This window comes from Pseudomonas sp. GW823-FHT03E05 (genome assembly GCF_058796855.1).
The window spans coordinates 429,556-448,921 of the sequence record NZ_JBXAJB010000002.1 but is presented as its reverse complement, the minus strand read 5'-3'; the positions used below and the strand labels follow the sequence as shown (position 1 = coordinate 448,921).

The 19,366-nt window shown below is 64.7% G+C and carries 18 protein-coding genes; 15 read left to right on the top strand and 3 right to left on the bottom strand.

The window, feature by feature from the left end:
- The first annotated feature begins 77 nt into the window (after positions 1 to 77).
- The 3 genes from AC1RCO_RS09755 to AC1RCO_RS09745 all read left to right on the top strand — a co-directional run bounded on the left by AC1RCO_RS09755 (position 78) and on the right by AC1RCO_RS09745 (position 3,207).
- Positions 78 to 1,385 (top strand): OprD family outer membrane porin, encoded by a 1,308-nt coding sequence (locus AC1RCO_RS09755; RefSeq protein ID WP_125063293.1) that lies wholly within the window; start codon positions 78 to 80, stop codon positions 1,383 to 1,385.
- A gap of 81 nt (positions 1,386 to 1,466) precedes the next feature.
- Complete coding sequence (locus AC1RCO_RS09750; protein WP_015634448.1) at positions 1,467 to 2,048, top strand: YceI family protein; 582 nt, start codon at positions 1,467 to 1,469, stop codon at positions 2,046 to 2,048.
- Position 2,049: 1 nt separating this feature from the next.
- Positions 2,050 to 3,207, top strand: coding sequence for a phospholipase D-like domain-containing protein (locus tag AC1RCO_RS09745; RefSeq protein ID WP_015634449.1), 1,158 nt, complete (start codon positions 2,050 to 2,052; stop codon positions 3,205 to 3,207).
- A 230-nt stretch (positions 3,208 to 3,437) separates the two neighbouring features.
- Here AC1RCO_RS09745 and bglX read toward each other — a convergent pair whose 3' ends face one another.
- On the bottom strand, positions 3,438 to 5,729 hold the full coding sequence (gene bglX / locus AC1RCO_RS09740; RefSeq protein WP_053156707.1) for a beta-glucosidase BglX: 2,292 nt from the start codon (positions 5,727 to 5,729) through the stop codon (positions 3,438 to 3,440).
- 382 nt (positions 5,730 to 6,111) lie between these two features.
- On the opposite strand from bglX, the gene AC1RCO_RS09735 reads away from it, so the two are divergent.
- From AC1RCO_RS09735 to AC1RCO_RS09715, 5 genes are all read left to right on the top strand, one after another.
- Positions 6,112 to 6,720, top strand: coding sequence for a LemA family protein (locus tag AC1RCO_RS09735; RefSeq protein WP_342402825.1), 609 nt, complete (start codon positions 6,112 to 6,114; stop codon positions 6,718 to 6,720).
- A complete protein-coding gene (locus AC1RCO_RS09730; RefSeq protein WP_210694063.1) occupies positions 6,720 to 7,640 on the top strand; it encodes a TPM domain-containing protein in 921 nt (306 codons plus the stop codon). The genes AC1RCO_RS09735 and AC1RCO_RS09730 overlap by 1 nt, the downstream gene beginning before the upstream one ends.
- A gap of 33 nt (positions 7,641 to 7,673) precedes the next feature.
- Positions 7,674 to 8,429, top strand: a complete 756-nt coding sequence (locus tag AC1RCO_RS09725) for a TPM domain-containing protein (protein WP_342402826.1) — start codon at positions 7,674 to 7,676, stop codon at positions 8,427 to 8,429.
- A gap of 29 nt (positions 8,430 to 8,458) precedes the next feature.
- Complete coding sequence (locus tag AC1RCO_RS09720; protein WP_011059697.1) at positions 8,459 to 9,076, top strand: TPM domain-containing protein; 618 nt, start codon at positions 8,459 to 8,461, stop codon at positions 9,074 to 9,076.
- A gap of 259 nt (positions 9,077 to 9,335) precedes the next feature.
- Positions 9,336 to 10,553 (top strand): class I SAM-dependent methyltransferase, encoded by a 1,218-nt coding sequence (locus AC1RCO_RS09715; RefSeq protein WP_015634453.1) that lies wholly within the window; start codon positions 9,336 to 9,338, stop codon positions 10,551 to 10,553.
- On the opposite strand, the gene AC1RCO_RS09710 is transcribed toward AC1RCO_RS09715, so the two are convergent.
- A complete protein-coding gene (locus AC1RCO_RS09710) occupies positions 10,541 to 11,455 on the bottom strand; it encodes a DMT family transporter (RefSeq protein ID WP_072443213.1) in 915 nt (304 codons plus the stop codon). The genes AC1RCO_RS09715 and AC1RCO_RS09710 overlap by 13 nt on opposite strands.
- A gap of 196 nt (positions 11,456 to 11,651) precedes the next feature.
- Between AC1RCO_RS09710 and AC1RCO_RS09705 the strand changes: the two genes are divergently transcribed.
- Both AC1RCO_RS09705 and AC1RCO_RS09700 read left to right on the top strand, forming a co-directional pair.
- On the top strand, positions 11,652 to 12,233 hold the full coding sequence (locus AC1RCO_RS09705; RefSeq protein WP_011059700.1) for a DJ-1/PfpI family protein: 582 nt from the start codon (positions 11,652 to 11,654) through the stop codon (positions 12,231 to 12,233).
- A gap of 14 nt (positions 12,234 to 12,247) precedes the next feature.
- Complete coding sequence (locus AC1RCO_RS09700) at positions 12,248 to 12,553, top strand: ribbon-helix-helix domain-containing protein (protein ID WP_011059701.1); 306 nt, start codon at positions 12,248 to 12,250, stop codon at positions 12,551 to 12,553.
- 133 nt (positions 12,554 to 12,686) lie between these two features.
- Here the strand turns inward: AC1RCO_RS09700 and AC1RCO_RS09695 are convergent, their stop codons facing one another.
- Positions 12,687 to 13,688 (bottom strand): GntR family transcriptional regulator, encoded by a 1,002-nt coding sequence (locus tag AC1RCO_RS09695; protein ID WP_011059702.1) that lies wholly within the window; start codon positions 13,686 to 13,688, stop codon positions 12,687 to 12,689.
- A 395-nt stretch (positions 13,689 to 14,083) separates the two neighbouring features.
- On the opposite strand from AC1RCO_RS09695, the gene AC1RCO_RS09690 reads away from it, so the two are divergent.
- The 5 genes from AC1RCO_RS09690 (at position 14,084) to AC1RCO_RS09670 (ending at position 19,358) form a co-directional block, all read left to right on the top strand.
- A complete protein-coding gene (locus tag AC1RCO_RS09690; protein WP_492617662.1) occupies positions 14,084 to 15,442 on the top strand; it encodes an amidase in 1,359 nt (452 codons plus the stop codon).
- A gap of 45 nt (positions 15,443 to 15,487) precedes the next feature.
- Entirely contained in the window at positions 15,488 to 16,369 is an 882-nt protein-coding gene (locus tag AC1RCO_RS09685; RefSeq protein WP_011059704.1) for a polysaccharide deacetylase family protein, read from the top strand.
- Between the two features lie 28 nt (positions 16,370 to 16,397).
- Positions 16,398 to 17,738: an MFS transporter gene (locus AC1RCO_RS09680; RefSeq protein WP_011059705.1), complete on the top strand. Its 1,341-nt coding sequence runs from the start codon at positions 16,398 to 16,400 to the stop codon at positions 17,736 to 17,738.
- A 12-nt stretch (positions 17,739 to 17,750) separates the two neighbouring features.
- Entirely contained in the window at positions 17,751 to 18,512 is a 762-nt protein-coding gene (locus AC1RCO_RS09675) for an SDR family NAD(P)-dependent oxidoreductase (RefSeq protein WP_011059706.1), read from the top strand.
- A gap of 96 nt (positions 18,513 to 18,608) precedes the next feature.
- Positions 18,609 to 19,358 (top strand): SDR family NAD(P)-dependent oxidoreductase, encoded by a 750-nt coding sequence (locus tag AC1RCO_RS09670; protein ID WP_207239858.1) that lies wholly within the window; start codon positions 18,609 to 18,611, stop codon positions 19,356 to 19,358.
- Positions 19,359 to 19,366: the final 8 nt, after the last annotated feature.

Genomic DNA, 19,366 nt, shown 5'->3' with positions numbered 1-19,366 from the left:
CCGCTGCTCCGAGAATGAAGCCTGGTCCGCCTTCGGCGGCCATGACGCCAATTCCAATAATAAGAACAGGTGATCTCATGCGGGCTGAGCAACGTTATCTGAGCGGGCTGTTGTGTTGTCTGGTGGCCGGTGGGGCCTTGGCCGAGGGCTTTTTCGAGGACAGCCGCAGGTCCTTGCGTTACAGCCAGTCCTACTGGAAGGAAAACGACGGGGGAGGGTTCGGTCCGACCCGGGATGAATGGGTACAGGCCACCCAGTTCAGCTTCAGTTCCGGCTGGTACCGCGAGGTGCTGGGTCTCGACTACAGCTATGGCCTGGCCGATGCCTTGCACGTAGGGCGAGACGCCAACAACATCAGCAACCTGCGAGCCGACCGCAGCGTGCAGCAGCCCCATGGCATCGCCAAGCCCCTCGAACTGTACCTGCGTGGGCGCTGGGTGGATGAAGCCGGAACCTTCAGCGCCGGAGTGGGGAAAAAAAGCCGGCAATACCAGCTTTACCGCGACGATCGCTATTCGCGCATCCTGCCGGCGGCCACCCTGGGCCAGGACCTGAGCTACGAGCGTGGCGCGCTGAGCCTGAACTTCAGCCGCATCGACGGTTTCAGCCCGCGCAACGACTCGGGCTGGAACCAGGACCTGCGCAACTATCGAGGACAGAGGATCGATGACCTGCGGCTCTATGCCCTGGGTCATGTGTTGCCTGGTGGCAGCAACCTGCAGCTTGAACACGGCGTGGCCCGGGACTACCTGCGCGCGTCCTCGGTGAAACTGACCCACAGTTTCGAACTGGCCCCCGAGCGCGGCATCGATGTGTATGCCATCTGGGGGCGCCAACAGGATGCCGGCAAGCGCTTCGAGTATTCCGGCGTGCGCGGGCTGTATGAGGCGGAGCGCTCTCACGATGCTCGGCATCTGGATCTGCTGTTCAAGTACCGGTTCAGCCGCTACTACGCCGGGCTGACCTGGAACAAGGTCTGGGGTGACGACTATGACCGCACCTTCTTCGCCCAGGACAACGGCACCTGGAACAGCAGCGGCAAGCTGTTCTACTACTTCGGCCTGCAGGACGAGGAGATGTTCAAGCTGCTGGGAGGCATGGATTTCGCCGACTTCGGCTTGCCGCGGCTGAAGTTGGATATGCACTACGCTGCCTCCAATCACGCCAAAGGCTACGCAGGTTTTTCCCGCCGGGAATTTCAGAGCGTGCTGCGCTATGCCTTCGACGGCTGGTTCGATGGGCTCGATGTCGCCTGGCTGCACGGGCGCTTTCGTACCCACGGGGAGCCCGACGGCATCCAGCGCCAGAGCCTCTCCAGAGGACCGGCAGGCATCATCAGCCATAGCGCCGAACGCTTCTACCTGAACTATACCTACCGCTTCTAGCTCTACTGCGCCGCCTGCCGTGACGTTTGCCAGCCTTCTGGCGGGCGGTTAAGGTGGCGCCTTCTGTACATGGGAGCTTGCATGCGTACGCCGATCCGCCTTCTTTTCAGCCTGCTCGGGGTACTGGCCCTGCCGGCCCAGGCCAACTGGTACCTGGACAACGAATCTTCCCGCGTGTCCTTCGTCACCACCAAGAACGCCAGTGTTTCCGAGGTCCAGCGCTTTCTGGTGCTGCATGGCAAGGTCGATGGCAAGGGCCAGGCGCAGTTGCAGATCGAACTGGAGTCGGTGAGCAGCGGGATTCCCTTGCGCGATGAGCGCATGCGCCAGGAACTGTTCCAGATCGCCCAGTTTCCCGAGGCGCGGATCAGTGCACAGATCAACCTGCGACCGATCAACGACCTGGCCCCCGGCGCACAGATCGAATTGCTGCTGCCGGTCACCGTCGCCCTGCACGGCCAGGAACACACCTACAACGCCGAACTGCTGGCCACCCGCCTGGATGACCGGCGCTTCCAGGTGGTGACCCTGGAGCCTCTGGTGCTCAACGCCGAGGACTTCAACCTGGCCCCCGGCCTCGACAGCCTGCGCAAGATGGCCGGGTTGTCGGCCATCAGTTTCTCGGTGCCGGTGGGTGCGGTGCTGATCTTCACGGCGCGCTGACATGCGCGCAGCGGTGTTCCCCTGGCGCGAAGGCAACCGCTTCGAGTTGCTGATCGACGGCCCGCAGTTCTTCCCGCGGATGCTGGTGGCCATTGCCCGCGCCCAGCACCAGGTGGAACTGGAGCTGTACCTGGTGGAAGCCGGGACCTGCGCCGAGGCCATGGTCCAGGCCCTGGTGCAGGCAGCGCAGCGCGGGGTGCGGGTGCGCTGCCTGTTCGACGACTACGGCAGCCTGGCCTTTACCCAGGCCCTGCGCCGCAGCCTGACCGAGGCCGGTGTCGAGCTGCGCTTCTACAACCGGCTGAAATGGCGCCAGGGCTTTCTCAACCTGTACCGCGATCATCGCAAGCTGCTGCTGGTGGACCAGGCCCTGGCGGTGGTGGGCGGCACCGGAGTCACCGATGAGTTCTGGAAGCCCGAGGACAACAGCTGCGACTGGCATGAGGTGATGGTGGAGATTGCCGGCCCCATGGTCAGCGACTGGCAGCAACTGTTCGACCGGCAATGGAGCGCCAACCTGTATCGCGGGGCCTGGAAGCCCGGTGCCGATTTCGGCCTGCCACGCCTGCCGCGCCTGCCCGATACCGGCGAGGGCATGGGCCGGGTGGCCTACGCCGACGCCCGCCAACACCGCGACATCCTGCATTCGCTGATCCGGGCCCTGAGCAGCGGGCAGCGGCGCATCTGGCTGGCGACCCCGTATTTTCTGCCCACCTGGTCGGTGCGCCGTTCGTTGCGCAAGGCGGCGGCCCGAGGCCTCGACGTACGCCTGCTGCTGACCGGGCCGCGCACCGACCACCCGGCGGTGCGCTATGCCGGGCACCGCTACTACCCGCGCCTGCTCAAGGCCGGGGTGCGGATTTTCGAGTACCAGCCGCGTTTCCTGCACCTGAAGATGGCACTGGTGGACGACTGGGTGAGCGTGGGCTCGTGCAACTTCGACCACTGGAACCTGCGCTTCAACCTGGAAGCCAATCTGGAAGCCCTGGACCCTGCGTTGACCCAGGCAGTGGTGGCGAGTTTTGACGCCGACTTTGCCCAGAGCGAGGAAGTCAGCCTGGCGGTGTGGCGCAAGCGACCGCTGTGGCGGCGGATCAAGCAGCGGATCTGGGGTTGGGTCGACCGTCTGGTGGTCAACCTGCTGGATCGGCGCGGCTGACTCACGCGGCTGACACGGCTGGCTGTCGCCGCTGCCGCAGGCTGCGAACGAGCGCGAAGCGGTCGCGGCGGTCGTGAGTCCGATGGAGGTTTGGCGGGAGATCGACAAGCACGGTCCTGCGGACCTTTGCGCAGCCTCGCAGGCTCGGCAGCGGCGACAGATATTGCAGCGATTGTGGGGATTACAGAAGGAGTCGGCCGGCGCAGGTCATGCGCCGGCCGCTGGCAGGCTCAGAGCAGTTCGAAGCTCTGTTGCTTGACGTCCTGGGAATCCAGGCCGATCTGCACATTGAAGTCGCCCGGCTCTGCGGCGTACTTGAGCTGCGCGTTGTAGAACTTCAGGTCGTCCTCGGTGATGGTGAAGTGAATGGCTTTCTCTTCACCGGCCTTGAGCATGACTTTCTGGAAGTTCTTCAATTCCTTGATCGGGCGGATCATCGAGCCGGCCACGTCCTGGATGTACAGCTGCACCACGGTTTCGCCGTCACGCTTGCCGGTGTTCTTCACCGTCACGCTGGCGTCGAGCTTGCCGCTCTTGTTCAGGGTGGTGGAGGACAGGGCCATGTCCGACAGGCTGAAGCTGGTGTAGCTCAGGCCATAGCCGAACGGGAACAGCGGGCCGGTGGTGTCGTCGAAGTACTGCGAGGTGTAGTTGCCCGGCTTGCCCGGGGTGAACGGCCGGCCGATGGTCAGGTGGTTGTAGTAGGTGGGGATCTGCCCCACGGAGCGGGGGAAGGTGATCGGCAGCTTGCCCGACGGGTTGTAGTCGCCGAACAGCACGTCGGCGATGGCGTTGCCACCTTCGGTGCCGCTGAACCAGGTTTCCAGGATCGCATCGGCCTGCTGGTTTTCTTCCAGCAGCGACAGCGGCCGGCCATTCATCAGCACCAGCACCAGTGGCTTGCCGGTGGCCTTGAGGGCCTTGATCAGGTCGCGCTGGCTGGCAGGAATGTGCAGGTCGGTGCGGCTCGAGGATTCGTGGGACATGCCCCGGGATTCACCCACCGCGGCCACGATCACATCCGATTGCCGGGCGGCCTTCACCGCTTCGTCGATCATCTGCTGCGCCGTGCGCGGGTCGTCCACCACTTCCGGGGCATCGAAGTTGAGGAAGTTCAGGTAGTCCACCACCTTCTTGTCGGCGGTGATGTTGGAGCCCCGGGCGTACACCAGTTGGGCCTTGTCTCCCAGTACATTGCGCATGCCGTCGTAGAGGGTCACCGATTGCGCCGGCACCCCGGCGGCGGCCCAACTGCCCATCATGTCGATCGGCGCCTTGGCCAGCGGGCCCACCAGGGCGATCTTCGCGGTTTTCTGCAGTGGCAGGGTGTCGTTCTGGTTCTTCAGCAGCACCAGGCTGCGTCGCGCGATATCCCGGGCGTCGCTGCGGTGCAGGCGGCTTTCGGCGTTGGTGTCGGCGGGGTCGTCCTCGGCCTTGCCGATGCGCACGTACGGGTCCTTGAACAGGCCCATGTCGTACTTGGCGGCCAGCACTTCACGCACGGCGTTGTCGATGTCCTTCTGTTCGATCTCGCCGGACTTGAGCAGCCCCGGCAGTTCCTTGCCGTACAGCGAATCGTTCATGCTCATGTCGATGCCGGCCTTGATCGCCAGTTTGGCCGCTTCACGTCCGTCCTTGGCGACGCCATGGCGGATCAGTTCGATGATCGCCCCGTGGTCGCTCACCGCCAGGCCCTTGAAGCCCCACTCCTTGCGCAGCAGGTCGTTCATCAGCCAGGTGTTGGAGGTGGCGGGCACGCCGTTGATCGAGTTCAGGGCCACCATCACCCCGCCGGCGCCGGCGTCGATCGCCGCGCGGTAGGGCGGCAGGTAGTCCTGGTACATCTTCACCGGGCTCATGTCGACGATGTTGTAGTCGCGACCGCCTTCCACCGCGCCATACAGGGCGAAGTGCTTGACGCTGGCCATGATGCTGTCCGGCAGGGCCGGGCTCTGGCCCTGGTAGGCCTTGACCATGACCTTGGCGATGCGCGAGACCAGGTAGGTGTCTTCGCCAAAGCCTTCGGAGGTACGGCCCCAGCGCGGATCGCGGGAGATATCGACCATCGGTGCAAAAGTGATGTCCAGGCTGTCGGCGCTGGCTTCCTTGGCGGCAATGCGCCCGGAGCGGCCGATGGCATCCATGTCCCAGCTGGAGGCCAGGGCCAGGCTGATGGGGAAGATGGTCCGGTGGCCGTGGATCACGTCGTAGGCGAAGAACATCGGGATCTTCAGCCGGCTGCGCATGGCCGCGTCCTGCATCGGCCGGTTTTCCGGGCGGGTGATGGAGTTGAAGGTGCCGCCGATATTGCCCGCGGCAATTTCCTTGCGGATCAGCTCGCGGGGCATTTCCGGGCCGATGCTGATCAGCCGCAGCTGGCCGATCTTCTCTTCCAGGGTCATGCGCTTGAGCAGGTCGCTGATAAAGGCTTCTTTGTTTTCCAGGGGGACCGGGGCAGTTTCGGCCAATACAGGGTGACTGGCCAGGCTGACCAGCAGGCCCAGCAAACACAGCTTCTTCATGAATATTGTTCTCAAGGGCTCAAGACCGACGCATGAGTGACGCGTCGAACAGCCAAAATTTAGGGAGCGACTATTGTTGTTCAGATAATTCCCGCACACTTCAGGCCATGTGAAAACTGCTGCGTTCGGCAATACGGCGTTAAAAACAGGCTCGGAATGCTCATGTAGGCTCCTACACTCCGCTTCCTCGCCTGTTTTTGCCTTGTCTTGCCTTCACTCGCGACGTTTTCACACCGCCTTATTTCTGAACTCTTTTTCGCGCTGGGCATCTTTTAGCCCATCAGCCCGATGCATTCCAGTGGCGCAGGCAGATTTTGCCCACAGGATGTGTGAAAGCGGGCAAAAGCTTCATTTCAATCAGGTTGTGCAAGGAGCCTCACCCATGAACATCACTCAAAGCCTGCGTTCGAGCTGGCCCATCGCTGCCTTGTTGCTGCTTACCAGCCTGCTCAGCGGCTGCGGCATCAACAACATTCCGACCCTGGACGAGCAGGTCAAGGCCGACTGGGGCCAGGTGCAGAACCAGTACCAGCGCCGCGCCGACCTGATCCCCAACCTGGTGGAAACCGTCAAGGGCTACGCCAAGCACGAAGAGCAGACCCTCACTGCGGTGATCGAGGCGCGGGCCAAGGCCACCTCGATCCAGGTGGACGCCAGCACCCTGGACAACCCGGAAAAACTCAAGCAGTTCCAGCAGGCCCAGGACCAGTTGAGCGGTGCCCTGAGCCGCCTGATGGTGGTCTCCGAGCGCTACCCGGACCTCAAGGCCAACCAGAACTTCCTGGCCCTGCAATCCCAGCTTGAAGGCACCGAGAACCGCATCGCCGTGGCCCGTCGCGACTTCATCCTGGCGGTGCAGAAGTACAACACCGAGATTCGTACCTTCCCCGGCCGCCTGTGGCACAGCCTGATGTACAGCGACATGCCGGTGCGTGAATCCTTCGAGGCCACCACCCCCGACGCCGACAAAGCGCCGCAAGTCAAATTCTGATGAGCCACGGGCGGCGCGTGCTGCAAGGCGCGCTGCTGTGGCTTTGGCTGGTGGGTGGCGCCGTACTGGCGCAACCACCCGGGCCCACACCCACGGATGGGGTGCCGTTGCGTTCGTCGCAACCCGCTGTCCAGGTCGAGCCCGCACCGACCACTGCGACAGCGGCACCGATTGAACGCCTGTTTCCCAAGCTGACCGGGCGGGTGGTGGACACCGCGCAGTTGCTCACGCCATCGGCGCAGGTCTACCTGGCGCAGATGCTGGAGCGGCTCGAGCAGACCACCACCGACCAGGTCGTGGTGGCCACGGTGCCGAGCCTGGGTGGCCATAGCATCGAGGAGTTCGGCCTGCAGTTGGGCCGACACTGGGGGATCGGCCGGAAGGACAAGAACAACGGCGTCCTGCTGCTGGTGGCCAAAGACGATCGCAAGGTGCGGATCGAGGTCGGTTACGGCCTGGAGGGGCGGCTCAACGACATGGTGGCCCACTTCATCATCGATGGTTCGATCATTCCGTACTTCAAGGACGACCTGTATTCCTCGGGGATCATTGCCGGGGCCACGTCCATCGTGAACGTATTGTCGTCCACCGACCGGCCGATGCTGGTGTACCGCTCGGTGGAGAAAAGCTGGTACCAGGACATCGAGTGGATGTGGTGGTTCGAGAGGTTGTTCTACCTGGTGTTCGTCGGTGTACCGTTGTTCGGGTTCCTGACCCAATGGCGCAGCGGCGATGACTCGCCGGTTGTTGCCAGCGGCGATTCGGCCAGGCGCGAAACCAGGGCCGAGCGCGACACCGGTTCGAGCAGCAGTGCGTTCGACTGGTTCGACTCCAGCAGCTCCAGCTCCAGTTCAAGCTCGGACAGTTTCAGCGGGGGCGGCGGCAGTTTTGGCGGTGGCGGGGCGTCCGGCAGTTGGTAGCACACGCGGACAAACATTAAGGATGAGGTGCTGATGCGACTCTATAAAATTGGCCTGGTGCTGTTGCTCTGGGTCTTTGCGGTCTCGGCCCAGGCCGAGCTGAGGTTTCCGGCCCTGAGCGGGCGGGTGGTGGACGACGCGCAGATGATCGAGCCGACCATCAGCGCCCTGCTGACTCGGCAACTGCAAGCCCACGAACAGGCCACCGGCGAACAGTTGGTGGTGGTGACCCTGCCGAACCTGCAAGGCGTCAGCATCGAGGAGTTCGGCTACCAGTTGGGGCGCCACTGGGGCATCGGCCAGAAGGACAAGAACAACGGCGCGCTGCTGATCGTCGCCCGGGACGAGCGCAAGCTGCGCATCGAAGTGGGCTACGGCCTGGAGGAGCGCCTGACCGACGCCCAGGCCTCGGTGATCATCAACCAGGTGATCACCCCGGCGTTCAAGACCGGGCAGTTCAGCAAGGGCATCAGCGACGGGGTGTCGGCCATGCTCCTGGTGCTGGGCGGCACGCCGCTGGACGAGCCGACCACGGTGTATGACAGCGGTGATAGCAGCAGCCAGGACGACTTTGTCCAGCGTCACCCGTTGCTGTTCATCTTCCTGGTGCTGCTGTTCATCCTGGTGATCATGGTGGCGCAGGCGCTCGGCTTGATCACCACCACCAGTGGGCGCGGCGGTGGCGGAGGCGGTGGCTTCGGCGGTTTTGGTGGCGGCTCCGGCGGCGGGGGCGGCTTCAGTGGTGGCGGCGGCAGCTTTGGCGGCGGCGGTTCCTCCGGCGGCTGGTAACTGACAATAAAAAGCGGAAATCCAACGACATGGCATTACTCAGTGAATTCGAACAACGGCAGGTGGCCGAAGCCATCGCCCGGGTGGAACAGCAGACCGACGCCGAACTGGTGACGGTGCTGGCGGCCCGGGCCGACGACTACGCCTATATCCCGCTGCTCTGGGCCAGCCTGCTGGCGCTGGTGGTGCCGGGGCTGGTGCACTACGCCACCGGCTGGCTGAACATGCACCTGTTGCTGCTGGCGCAGTGGGCGACCTTTATCGTCTTGTGCCTGGTGTTCCGCCTGCCGCGGGTCACCACCCGGCTGATTCCGCGATCGGTGCGTCACTGGCGCGCTTCCAACCTGGCCCGGCGCCAGTTCCTCGAACAGAACCTGCACCACACCGTGGGCGGCACCGGGGTGCTGATCTTTGTCAGCGAAGCCGAGCGCTATGTGGAGATCCTGGTGGACGAGGGCATCTCCAGGCGCCTGGACAACAAGCACTGGAACGCGATTGTCCAGGCCTTTACCCAGCAGGTCCGGCAAGGCCAGACCCTGCAGGGCTTCCTTGATTGCATTGAAGCCAGCGGCGAGTTGCTCAAGACCCATGTGCCCCTGACCCAGGTACGCAACGAATTGCCCAACCGCCTGGTGGTGCTCAACTGACCCACCCAGCTGGGGACTATGGCGTGCTACCTGTGTAGGAGCCGGCTTGCCGGCGAAGAGGCCCGTGAGCCTTGCACCGCCCTTGGGGACGCCTTCGCTGGCAAGCCAGCTCCTACGGGGCGGGATTGGGGGGGATTTTTCCGGGGGGCGACAAAATTTTACCCTCGGGTGAATAACTTCGTGCCCCGGCGGGGCTTGCTCCCTAAAATACCCGCCATTCCCTGATCGACACCGCGCATCGCCCGAGGCTCCTGCCCCCATGTCTGTTACCGCACCTTCCGCCCGCCCCGCGCCGGATCATCACGCCCAGTTCCTGCAACTGCTCGACACCAGCCTCACGCAGAACGCCTTTATCAAGCTGGTACTGGCCAAGCACGTGGGCCCGGAGGCGGACCTGCAACGCCTGATCATCAAGCAACTGACGGTCAAGGAGCAGCCGTGCCTGTCCTTCGTCTATCGCTACAAGACCCGGGACATCACCAAGAACTTCTCCCTGGACGAAGGCATCGCCGCCATCGCCGAGCTGCTGCCGGCTGCGTTCAAGAACGCCCACCTGCTGACCCTCACCGACGAGGTACAGCTCGAATACAGCAAGAAGGGCAAGAGTTCGCTGTTCAAGGGCAAGCCGCAAACCCAGCGCGATGCGCCGTCCGCCGAGCACAACCGGGAGAAGAACCGCTTCCTCGACCTCAGCCGGCCGTTTCTCGCCGACCTGGGGGTGACCAACAAGCAGCATGAGCTGATTCCGGCGATGTCACGCAAGTGGAAGCAGATCAACAAGTTCATCGAGGTCTTCAGCCACGCCTTGGGCAGCTCGCCGATCAAGCTCGACCAGCCGGTGCGGGTGGCGGACTTCGGCTCCGGCAAGGGCTACCTGACCTTCGCCATCCACGACTACCTGCGCAATACCCTCAAGGCCGAGGGCGAAGTCACCGGCGTCGAGTTGCGTGAAGACATGGTGACCCTGTGCAACGCCGCCGCGCAGCGCCTGGAGCACCCGGGCCTGGTGTTCAAGTGCGGTGACGTGCGCAGCGTGGCCCCCAGCCAGCTGGAAGTGATGATCGCCCTGCACGCCTGTGACATCGCCACCGACTACGCGATCCACACCGGTATCCGCTCCGGCGCGGCGATCATCATGTGCTCGCCGTGCTGCCACAAGCAGATCCGCCAGCAGATCCAGAGCCCGCTGCTGCTCAAGCCGATGCTGCAATACGGCCTGCACCTGGGGCAGCAAGCGGAAATGGTCACCGACAGCCTGCGGGCGCTGTTCCTCGAAGCCTGCGGTTATGAAACCAAGGTCTTTGAATTCATCTCCCTGGAGCACACCAACAAGAACAAGATGATTCTGGCGGTCAAGCGCGCCGAACCGCAGGATCCCAGCCAGCTGCTGGCCAGGATCGAAGAGCTCAAGGCCTTCTACCAGATCAGCGAACATTGCCTGGAAACCCTGCTCAAGGCCGACGGTTACCTCGGCTGAGGGCTGGCCGGCGGCGTGGGCAGCGGTGTGGCCGGGCGCACCGCGGTCTTGCGCCCCAGGACCACGGTAAGGATCACGCCCACCGCGAACACCCAGGTAATGGGCTGCACCTGCTCACCGAAGAACAGGGCGGAAAAGGCGATGGTGAAGAAGATCTGCAGTAGCTGGATCTGGCTCACCCGAGCAATTCCGCCCATGGCCAGCCCGGCATACCAGGCGAAAAAACCCAGGAACTGCGAGAACAGCGCAACGTAGCCGAAGGCCCACCAGGTCCTCATGGAAATCGCCCCCTGGTGCTGCGCCGCCAGGTACCACACCGGTCCGATCAGCAGCGGCGTGGACAGCACCAGAGCCCAGCAGATCACCTGCCAGCCACCCATCTCCCGCGCCAGCCGGCCCCCTTCGGCATAACCCAGGCCGCCCACGGCGATCGCCCCGAGCATCAGCACATCACCGGCCTGGATGCTGCCCGCGCCACTGAGCAGCGCATAACCCAGCACCAGCGCACTGCCCAGGGCGGCGCAAGCCCAGAAGGCCTTCGACGGCCGTTCGTGGGACAGCCACGCCGCATACAGCGCCACGCACAACGGTTGCAGGCCATTGACCAGCGCGCCGTGGGACGCGGGCAGGGTCTGCATGGCCCAGGCCGAAAGCACTGGAAAGCCGAGGATCACCCCGAGAATCACCACGCTCAGGCCCTTGACCTGTTTCCAGGTCGGCCATCTTTCCCGGCGCCAGAGCAGCAGCAAGGCCGCCGGGATCGCCGCGAACAGCGCGCGGCCCAGGCCGTTGAGCAAGGGGTGCATCTGCTCTACCACTATCCGGGTGAAGGGCAGGGTCAGGCTGAAAATGATGACACCCAGCAGGCCGAGGGCCATGCCGGTGTTTTCGCGCGAGGACATGATGGCTACCAGAATTCGTACAGGGACACAGGTGCCTGCATCTAGCCATAAAGCCGCGCGATCCTGGTGCTACAGCTGGGTGCAGAGTTGTCCGTACAGTTGTCGCTGTAGTACCGGGTTATTACCCGGGCCGGTGGATTGGGGCTACCTTGAATACTCCTTGCGCCCCCGTCTTTCACTGAAAGGAGTCCACTCCATGGCCGCGAAAAAGATTCTCATGCTGGTTGGCGATTACGTCGAAGACTACGAAGTGATGGTGCCGTTCCAGGCCCTGCTGATGGTCGGTCACAACGTGCATGCGGTGTGTCCCGACAAGAGCGCCGGGCAGACCGTGCGCACGGCGATCCACGACTTCGAGGGCGACCAGACCTACAGCGAAAAGCCGGGCCATCTGTTTGCCCTGAACTTCGATTTCGCCCAAGTGAAGTCCAGCGATTACGACGCCCTGCTGATCCCCGGTGGCCGTGCCCCGGAATACCTGCGCCTGAACGAAAAGGTCCTGCAACTGGTCAGGGAATTCGACCAGGCCGGCAAGCCGATTGCCGCGGTGTGCCACGGCGCGCAACTGCTGGCGGCGGCCGGCATCCTCGAAGGTCGCGAATGCAGCGCCTACCCGGCCTGCGCCCCGGAAGTTCGGCTGGCAGGGGGCACCTATATCGATATCCCCGTGACCCAAGGCCATGTTCAAGGCAATCTGGCCACCGCCCCGGCCTGGCCGGCGCATCCCAGTTGGCTGGCCGGTTTCCTGGGCCTGCTGGGCACCAAAATCACCCTGTAAGCGAGGGCCACGCCATGTGCGAGCTGTACGTCAAAGCCGACCCGATTCTCTACGAATCCCGTTCCCGCTCGTTGCGCATCTGTGGCGTGGTCACGACCTTGCGCCTGGAAAACCAGTTCTGGGACATTCTCAGCGAGATCGCCGAAGTGGACGGCATGACCACCAACCAGCTGATTGCCAAGCTGTATGAGGAGGTCATGGACTACCGCGGCGAAGTGGTGAATTTCGCCTCCTTCCTGCGGGTCAGTTGCACCCGCTACCTGAGCCAGCGCCGCAGCACCGTCCCCGACCTCAGCCTGGTAAAGCGCAACGCACTGTAGCCGCTGCCGCAGGCTGCGAACGGCCCGCAGGGACGCGGGATTCTGAAGGCCACCGGAGGTTTGGCAGGCGATCGCCAGGCAAGGTCCTGCGGACCTTTGCGCAGCCTCGCGGGCTCGGCAGCGGCTACGGGGCTCAGCTGATTTTGCTGAGGAAGCCGGGTAGTTCCGGTTCCGGGAGCACCGACAGCACTTTGAGGCGTTGCAACATGCGCTGGCGGGCGCGTTGCAGGTGTTCTCTGAGGTTCAGGGCCGCAGCGTCGTAGGCACCGTGCAGCAGCAGTTCGAGGATCAGTCGGTGCTCGGCGAGCATCGCCGGGTCGGCGCCGATGCCCAGCAGGCGGTAGAAGATCCGGTTGATGATCATCGGGCTCTGGGCCTGACGGATCAGCGCCGCCATCTTGCGGTTCTGCAAGCCGCCCAAGCATTGCTGGTGCAGGTCTTCTTCCAGGCGTTCCAGGGCCTCCAGGCCACAGTGCTCGGCCTGTTGCGCCTGGGTCACCCGTTCCAGCATCTGTTCCAGGCGTTCGCGGCCCAGGCCCGGCGCGCTCTGGCGCAGGGCTTCGGGTTCCAGGCAGGCGCGCAGTTCGTAGTCTTCGGTGACTTCCCGGGCGGTCAGCGGCCCGGCCAGCCATTGGGAGTAGGGTTCCTTTTCCACCAGGCCGCGATCGCGCAGGCGCATCAGTGCTTCGCGGACCACCGCGCGGCTGACGCCGTAGTGCTCGGCGGCGGCCTGTTCGTCGAGGCGAAAATGACCGAAGGCGATGCAGGTGGAGAGGGCACTGCCCAGTTCTTCGTAGATCCGTTCCCCCAGGGGCCGGGTGTCCACCAGTTCTTCGTCGCTGGCCAGCCCCAGGTGGGCATGGCTCAGGGGCAGGCGCAGCGGTTCGATCTCCAGGCCCTGGGGGTTGATCAGGTAGCCGCGGCCGTCAAAACGGCTGATCAGCCCTTCGCCGTGCAACAGATCGAGGGCCTTGCGCACCGGCACTCGGCTGGTGCCGAACAGTTCCGCCAGGGGCGCCTCCAGCAGCACCAGGCCCTGCAGGGCGGTGCCCTGGAGGATGGCGTCGCGCAAGACCTGACGGATCATGGCGTAGCGCGATGCGGTGCGCGGGTCCTCTGCTGACACTGCTTTCATCGGTTCCTCTAGGGGCTGTTGCCGGTGGGTGACGAGCCCGTTGCCGGGCCGCGGTGGCCGGGGATTCTCTCACAGTTGCCAAGTGTCACTGAGTGCCACGTTTGGTTGCCCCGTCCTGGGGCCGCCCTGGGTGGGTTGTTACCTTTCTGCACCAAAATGTACTTTTTAATAAAAGATACATTATTTCAATGGCGGACCTCTGGGCGAGGATTTTCTCCGTCGGTCGTCGAGCGATCTCTGCCAGTAACCCACTCTGGCTCGCTATTACAGGCGAATCTGGGGGATTTTCCGAAAGTACGCGGTGCTCCCTGCGTTTTGAGCTGGCACGGAATCTGCTCTGTATAAAATGTACATTTTAATATTTAGTACATTTTTAGGTTTTTGCGGAGTGAGCCATGCACCCTGATTCGCTGAACGACGCCACGGCCATGGCGCAAGCCTTTGCCTCGGGCCGCACCGATCCGGTCCAGGTTCTGGAGCAGGCCCTGGCGTTGGCCGAGGCAACGCCTCATGTGTTCATTTCCCTGTGCCCGGCCCGGGCCCGGCGCGAGGCTGAGGCGGCGGCTGCCCGCTGGCGGGCCGGCCAGCCGCTGAGCCTGCTGGATGGCGTGCCCCTGGCCTGGAAGGACCTGTTCGACCTGGCCGGCAGTATCACCACCGCCGCCGCCCAGGTGCGTCGCGAGGCGCCGCCGGCCAAGGTGGATGCGCCCAGCGTGCGGCAGCTGTGCCGGGCCGGGCTGGTCAGCCTGGGCAAGACCAACCTCAGTGAGTTCGCCTATTCCGGGCTCGGCCTGAACCCGCACTTCGGCACTCCGATCAACCCCCACAGTGATGCCCAGCCACGGATTCCCGGTGGTTCCTCGGCAGGTTCCGCGGTGGCGGTGGCGGCCGGTATCGTGCCGATCGCCATGGGCACCGACACTGCCGGTTCGATCCGCGTTCCCGCAGCCTTCAATGGCCTGGTGGGCTACCGCGCCACCTCCCTGCGCTATGACCGCGAGGGGGTGTTTCCCCTGGCCGAAAGCCTCGACAGCCTCGGGCCGCTGACCCGCAGCGTGCGCGATGCCTGGCTGATCGACGGGCTGTTGCGCGGTGGCGATCCCCGGCAATTGCCGCCGCCCCGCAGCCTGGCGGGGCAACGCTTCTGGGTCGATTCGCAAGTGCTTGACGACAGCCGTACCCAGGCCGCCGTGCGGGCCAATCTGCTGGTGGTCATCGAAAGCCTGCAACAGGCCGGGGCGCTGGTGGAGCAACGGCCGCTGCACAGCCTGCAAGCCACCCTGCAACTGATCCAGGAACAAGGCTGGCTCGGCGCCGCCGAAGCCTTCGCCCTGCACCAGCCGTTGCTCGACAGCGAGTACGCCGAACAGCTCGATCCGCGGGTGCGACGGCGCCTGGAAAGCGCCCGGCAGATGCCCGCCAGCCAGTTGCTGCGGCTGTACCAGGCGCGGCGCCAGTTGCAGCAACAGGTGCAGGACGAACTGGACGGCGCGGTGCTGATTACCCCCACCGTGGCCCATGTGGCGCCGCCCCTGGCGCCCCTGGAGCAGGACGACGAGCTCTTTGCCCGGACCAACCTGGCGACCCTGCGCCTGACCATGCCCGGCAGTTTCCTCGACATGCCCGGCGTGGCCCTGCCTAGCGGCCGCGATGCCCAGGGCTTGCCCACCGGGCTGTTGCTGAGCCTGCCCCAGGGCCATGACCGGCAACTGCTGGATGCGGCCCTGGCGCTGGAGGTGGCGTTGCCGCGCTAGCTCCGACGATTTTTTTCAACCACAAGCAATCACTGGAGGCCGCTCATGGCTAAAGAAATTCTCTGTGCATTTGGTGTCGATGTGGACGCGGTGGCCGGCTGGCTCGGTTCCTACGGCGGCGAGGATTCGCCGGACGACATCTCCCGCGGTCTGTTCGCCGGCGAGGTCGGCGCGCCGCGCCTGCTCAAGCTGTTCGAGCGTTATGGCCTGCGCACCACCTGGTTCATTCCCGGCCACTCCATGGAGACCTTTCCCGAGCAGATGAAGGCGGTTGCCGAGGCCGGCCACGAGATCGGCGTGCACGGCTACAGCCACGAAAACCCCATCGCCATGACCCCGGAACAGGAAGAGATCGTCCTCGACAAATCCATCGAGCTGATCACCCGGGTCACCGGCAAGCGCCCCACCGGCTACGTTGCGCCCTGGTGGGAATTCAGCAAGGTGACCAATGAGCTGCTGCTGAAAAAGGGCATCAAGTACGACCACAGCCTGATGCACAACGACTTCCATCCCTACTACGTGCGGGTCGGCGACAGCTGGACCAAGATCGACTACAGCCAGCACCCCGACACCTGGATGAAACCTTTGGTGCGGGGCCAGGAAACCGACCTGGTGGAGATCCCGGCCAACTGGTACCTGGACGACCTGCCGCCGATGATGTTCATCAAGAAGGCGCCCAACAGCCACGGTTTCGTCAACCCGCGGCATCTGGAGGAAATGTGGCGCGACCAGTTCGACTGGGTCTACCGCGAGCATGAGCACGCGGTGTTCACCATGACCATCCACCCCGACGTCTCCGGCCGCCCGCAAGTGCTGTTGATGCTCGAACGCCTGATCGAACACATCCAGAGCCATGCCGGCGTGCGCTTCGTCACCTTCGACGAGATCGCCGACGACTTTATCCGCCGCCACCCGCGCAACCGCTGACCCCGGCCACTTCATCGAGGCGTGACTGATGTCTATCTATAACAAGCTCGACCTGACTGGCTGGAAACCCCAGCAGTTGACCCCGGCCCAAGTGCGCTTCGCCACCTGGATCGCCTTCTTCGCCTGGGTGTTTGCGGTGTACGACTTCATTCTGTTTGGCACCCTGCTGCCGGAGATCGGCCGGCACTTCGGCTGGGGCGAGGTCGAGCAGGCCGAGATCGCCACCTGGGTGGCGGTGGGCACCGCGGTGGTGGCCCTGGCCATCGGGCCGCTGGTGGACAAGCTGGGCCGGCGCATGGGCATCATTTTCACCGTCAGCGGCTCGGCCATCTGCTCGGCGCTGACCGCCATCGGCGGCGCCTGGGGCAAGTCGCCGCTGATCCTGATCCGCTCCCTGGGCGGCCTGGGCTATGCCGAGGAAACGGTGAACGCCACCTACCTCAGCGAGTTGTACGCGGCATCCGACGACCCGCAACTGGCCAAGCGCCGGGGCTTCATCTACAGCCTGGTGCAGGGTGGCTGGCCGGTGGGGGCGCTGATCGCCGCCGGGTTGACCGCGGTGCTGCTGCCGATCATCGGCTGGCAAGGCTGCTTCATCTTCGCCGCGATCCCGGCCATCGTCATTGCGGTGATGGCGCGCAAGCTCAAGGAGAGCCCGCAGTTCCAGATCCACCAGCGCATCAGCCAGCTGCGCAAAAGTGGTTCGGTGAGCGAGGCCCAGGCGGTGGCGCTGACCTATGGCGTGGACTATGACGAGCACAGCAAGGCCGGCCTGGCTGCGGCCTTTCGTGGCCCGGCGCGGCGCGCGACCCTGGTGATCGGCGCGGCGATCCTGCTCAACTGGGCGGCGATCCAGGTGTTCAGCGTGCTCGGCACGTCGGTGATCGTCAGCGTGCACCACATCTCCTTCGAGAACTCGCTGATCATCCTGGTGCTCTCCAACCTGGTGGGCTACTGCGGCTACCTGAGCCACGGCTGGATGGGCGACAAGATCGGCCGGCGCAATGTCATCGGCCTGGGCTGGATGCTCGGCGGCCTGTCGTTCGCCGGCATGCTCTACGGCCCGAGCAACATGCCGATGGTGGTGGGTCTCTACAGCCTGGGCCTGTTCTTCCTGATCGGCCCGTACTCGGCGGCGCTGTTCTTCATCAGCGAAAGCTTCCCTACCAGCATCCGCGCCACCGGCGGCGCGATCATCCACGCCATGGGGCCGATCGGCGCGGTGGTGGCGGGTTTCGGCGCCACCCAGGTGCTGTCCGCCGGTGGCGACTGGCAGACCTCGGCGCTGTATTTCGGCGCGCTGCCTTGTTTCCTCTCCGGTGCGCTGATGTTCGCCGCGCGCCATGTGCGTCCTGAATCCGTTCAATAAGGAAAGTTATCCATGACTCAAAAAGTCGCCGTGATCACCGGTGCCGCCAGCGGCATCGGCCAGGCCCTGGCCGTGGCCTATGCACGGGCCGGTGTGGCGGTGGTGGGCGGGTATTTCCCCGCCGACCCCCATGACCCGCAAGCCACCCGCGACCGCGTGGCCGAGGCGGGCGGGCACTGCCTGATGCTGCCCCTGGACGTGACCGACAGCGCCTCGGTGGACGCCCTGGCCGAGCAGGCCGTGGCGCACTTTGGCCGCCTCGATTACGCCGTGGCCAATGCCGGCCTGCTGCGCCGCGCACCCTTGCTGGACATGACCGACGCGGCCTGGAACGCCATGCTCGATGTGGACCTGACCGGGGTCATGCGCACCTTCCGCGCGGCGGTCAAACACATGGGTGAGGGCGGTGCCCTGGTGGCGATTTCGTCGATTGCCGGTGGCGTCTACGGCTGGCAGGAGCACGCTCACTATGCAGCGGCCAAGGCCGGGGTGCCGGGGTTGTGCCGCTCGCTGGCGGTGGAACTGGCGGCCAGGGGCATTCGCTGCAACGCGGTGATCCCGGGGTTGATCGAGACCCCGCAGTCGCTGGACAGCCAGAACTCCCTGGGCCCGGAAGGCCTGGCCAAGGCGGCCCGCGCCATCCCCCTGGGCCGGGTCGGGCGGGCCGATGAAGTGGCGTCCCTGGTGCGCTTTCTCACCAGCGAGGAGTCCAGCTACCTCACCGGGCAGAGCATCGTCATCGATGGCGGCCTGACGGTGCGCTGGCCGGATTGAACCCCTTCGCCAGCCAGCCGGCTCGTGCAGGCGGCTCACCGCCTCCGTAGGAGCTGGCTGGCCAGCGAACCGCACACCCTTGAAGGAGAAAGTCCCATGCAACACCTGTACAACCGCCGCGCCGTGATCACCGGCGCCGGCAGCGGTATCGGCGCCGCTATCGCCCGGGCCTACGCGGTGGCGGGAGCACGCCTGCTGCTGGCTGACCGCGACCCCGCGCGCCTGGCCGAGAGCGCCCAAGCCTGCCGCGAGTTGGGCGCTGAAGTCGTCGAATGCGTGGCCGATGTCGGCAGCGTCGAAGGGGCCCAGGCCGGAGTCGATGCCTGTGTCGAGCATTTCGGCGGTATCGATATCCTGGTGAACAACGCCGGCATGCTGACCCAGGCGCGCTGCGTCGATCTGTCCATCGAGATGTGGAACGACATGCTGCGGGTCGATCTCACCAGCGTCTTCGTCGCCAGCCAGCGGGCCTTGCCCCATATGCTGGCGCAGCGTTGGGGGCGGATCATCAACGTCGCCTCGCAGCTGGGAATCAAGGGCGGCGCCGAGCTGACCCACTACGCCGCGGCCAAGGCCGGCGTCATCGGCTTCACCAAGTCCCTGGCCCTGGAAGTGGCCATGGACAATGTGCTGGTCAACGCCATCGCCCCGGGGCCGATCGAGACGCCGCTGGTGTCTGGCATCAGCAGCGCCTGGAAAACCGCCAAGGCCGCCGAGCTGCCCCTGGGGCGCTTCGGCCTGGCCGATGAAGTGGCGCCCACCGCGGTGCTGCTGGCCAGCGAGCCGGGGGGCAATCTGTTCGTCGGCCAGACCCTGGGCCCGAACTCCGGGGATGTCATGCCATGAAGGAGGGC

What these genes read in the sequence shown, in the direction of transcription:
- AC1RCO_RS09755 (WP_125063293.1), top strand. Translation starts at nt 78, where the DNA reads ATGCGGGCTGAGCAACGTTATCTGAGCGGGCTGTTGTGTTGTCTGGTG.
- AC1RCO_RS09750 (WP_015634448.1), top strand. Translation starts at nt 1,467, where the DNA reads ATGCGTACGCCGATCCGCCTTCTTTTCAGCCTGCTCGGGGTACTGGCC.
- AC1RCO_RS09745 (WP_015634449.1), top strand. Translation starts at nt 2,050, where the DNA reads ATGCGCGCAGCGGTGTTCCCCTGGCGCGAAGGCAACCGCTTCGAGTTG.
- bglX (WP_053156707.1), bottom strand. Translation starts at nt 5,729, where the DNA reads ATGAAGAAGCTGTGTTTGCTGGGCCTGCTGGTCAGCCTGGCCAGTCAC.
- AC1RCO_RS09735 (WP_342402825.1), top strand. Translation starts at nt 6,112, where the DNA reads ATGAACATCACTCAAAGCCTGCGTTCGAGCTGGCCCATCGCTGCCTTG.
- AC1RCO_RS09730 (WP_210694063.1), top strand. Translation starts at nt 6,720, where the DNA reads ATGAGCCACGGGCGGCGCGTGCTGCAAGGCGCGCTGCTGTGGCTTTGG.
- AC1RCO_RS09725 (WP_342402826.1), top strand. Translation starts at nt 7,674, where the DNA reads ATGCGACTCTATAAAATTGGCCTGGTGCTGTTGCTCTGGGTCTTTGCG.
- AC1RCO_RS09720 (WP_011059697.1), top strand. Translation starts at nt 8,459, where the DNA reads ATGGCATTACTCAGTGAATTCGAACAACGGCAGGTGGCCGAAGCCATC.
- AC1RCO_RS09715 (WP_015634453.1), top strand. Translation starts at nt 9,336, where the DNA reads ATGTCTGTTACCGCACCTTCCGCCCGCCCCGCGCCGGATCATCACGCC.
- AC1RCO_RS09710 (WP_072443213.1), bottom strand. Translation starts at nt 11,455, where the DNA reads ATGTCCTCGCGCGAAAACACCGGCATGGCCCTCGGCCTGCTGGGTGTC.
- AC1RCO_RS09705 (WP_011059700.1), top strand. Translation starts at nt 11,652, where the DNA reads ATGGCCGCGAAAAAGATTCTCATGCTGGTTGGCGATTACGTCGAAGAC.
- AC1RCO_RS09700 (WP_011059701.1), top strand. Translation starts at nt 12,248, where the DNA reads ATGTGCGAGCTGTACGTCAAAGCCGACCCGATTCTCTACGAATCCCGT.
- AC1RCO_RS09695 (WP_011059702.1), bottom strand. Translation starts at nt 13,688, where the DNA reads ATGAAAGCAGTGTCAGCAGAGGACCCGCGCACCGCATCGCGCTACGCC.
- AC1RCO_RS09690 (WP_492617662.1), top strand. Translation starts at nt 14,084, where the DNA reads ATGCACCCTGATTCGCTGAACGACGCCACGGCCATGGCGCAAGCCTTT.
- AC1RCO_RS09685 (WP_011059704.1), top strand. Translation starts at nt 15,488, where the DNA reads ATGGCTAAAGAAATTCTCTGTGCATTTGGTGTCGATGTGGACGCGGTG.
- AC1RCO_RS09680 (WP_011059705.1), top strand. Translation starts at nt 16,398, where the DNA reads ATGTCTATCTATAACAAGCTCGACCTGACTGGCTGGAAACCCCAGCAG.
- AC1RCO_RS09675 (WP_011059706.1), top strand. Translation starts at nt 17,751, where the DNA reads ATGACTCAAAAAGTCGCCGTGATCACCGGTGCCGCCAGCGGCATCGGC.
- AC1RCO_RS09670 (WP_207239858.1), top strand. Translation starts at nt 18,609, where the DNA reads ATGCAACACCTGTACAACCGCCGCGCCGTGATCACCGGCGCCGGCAGC.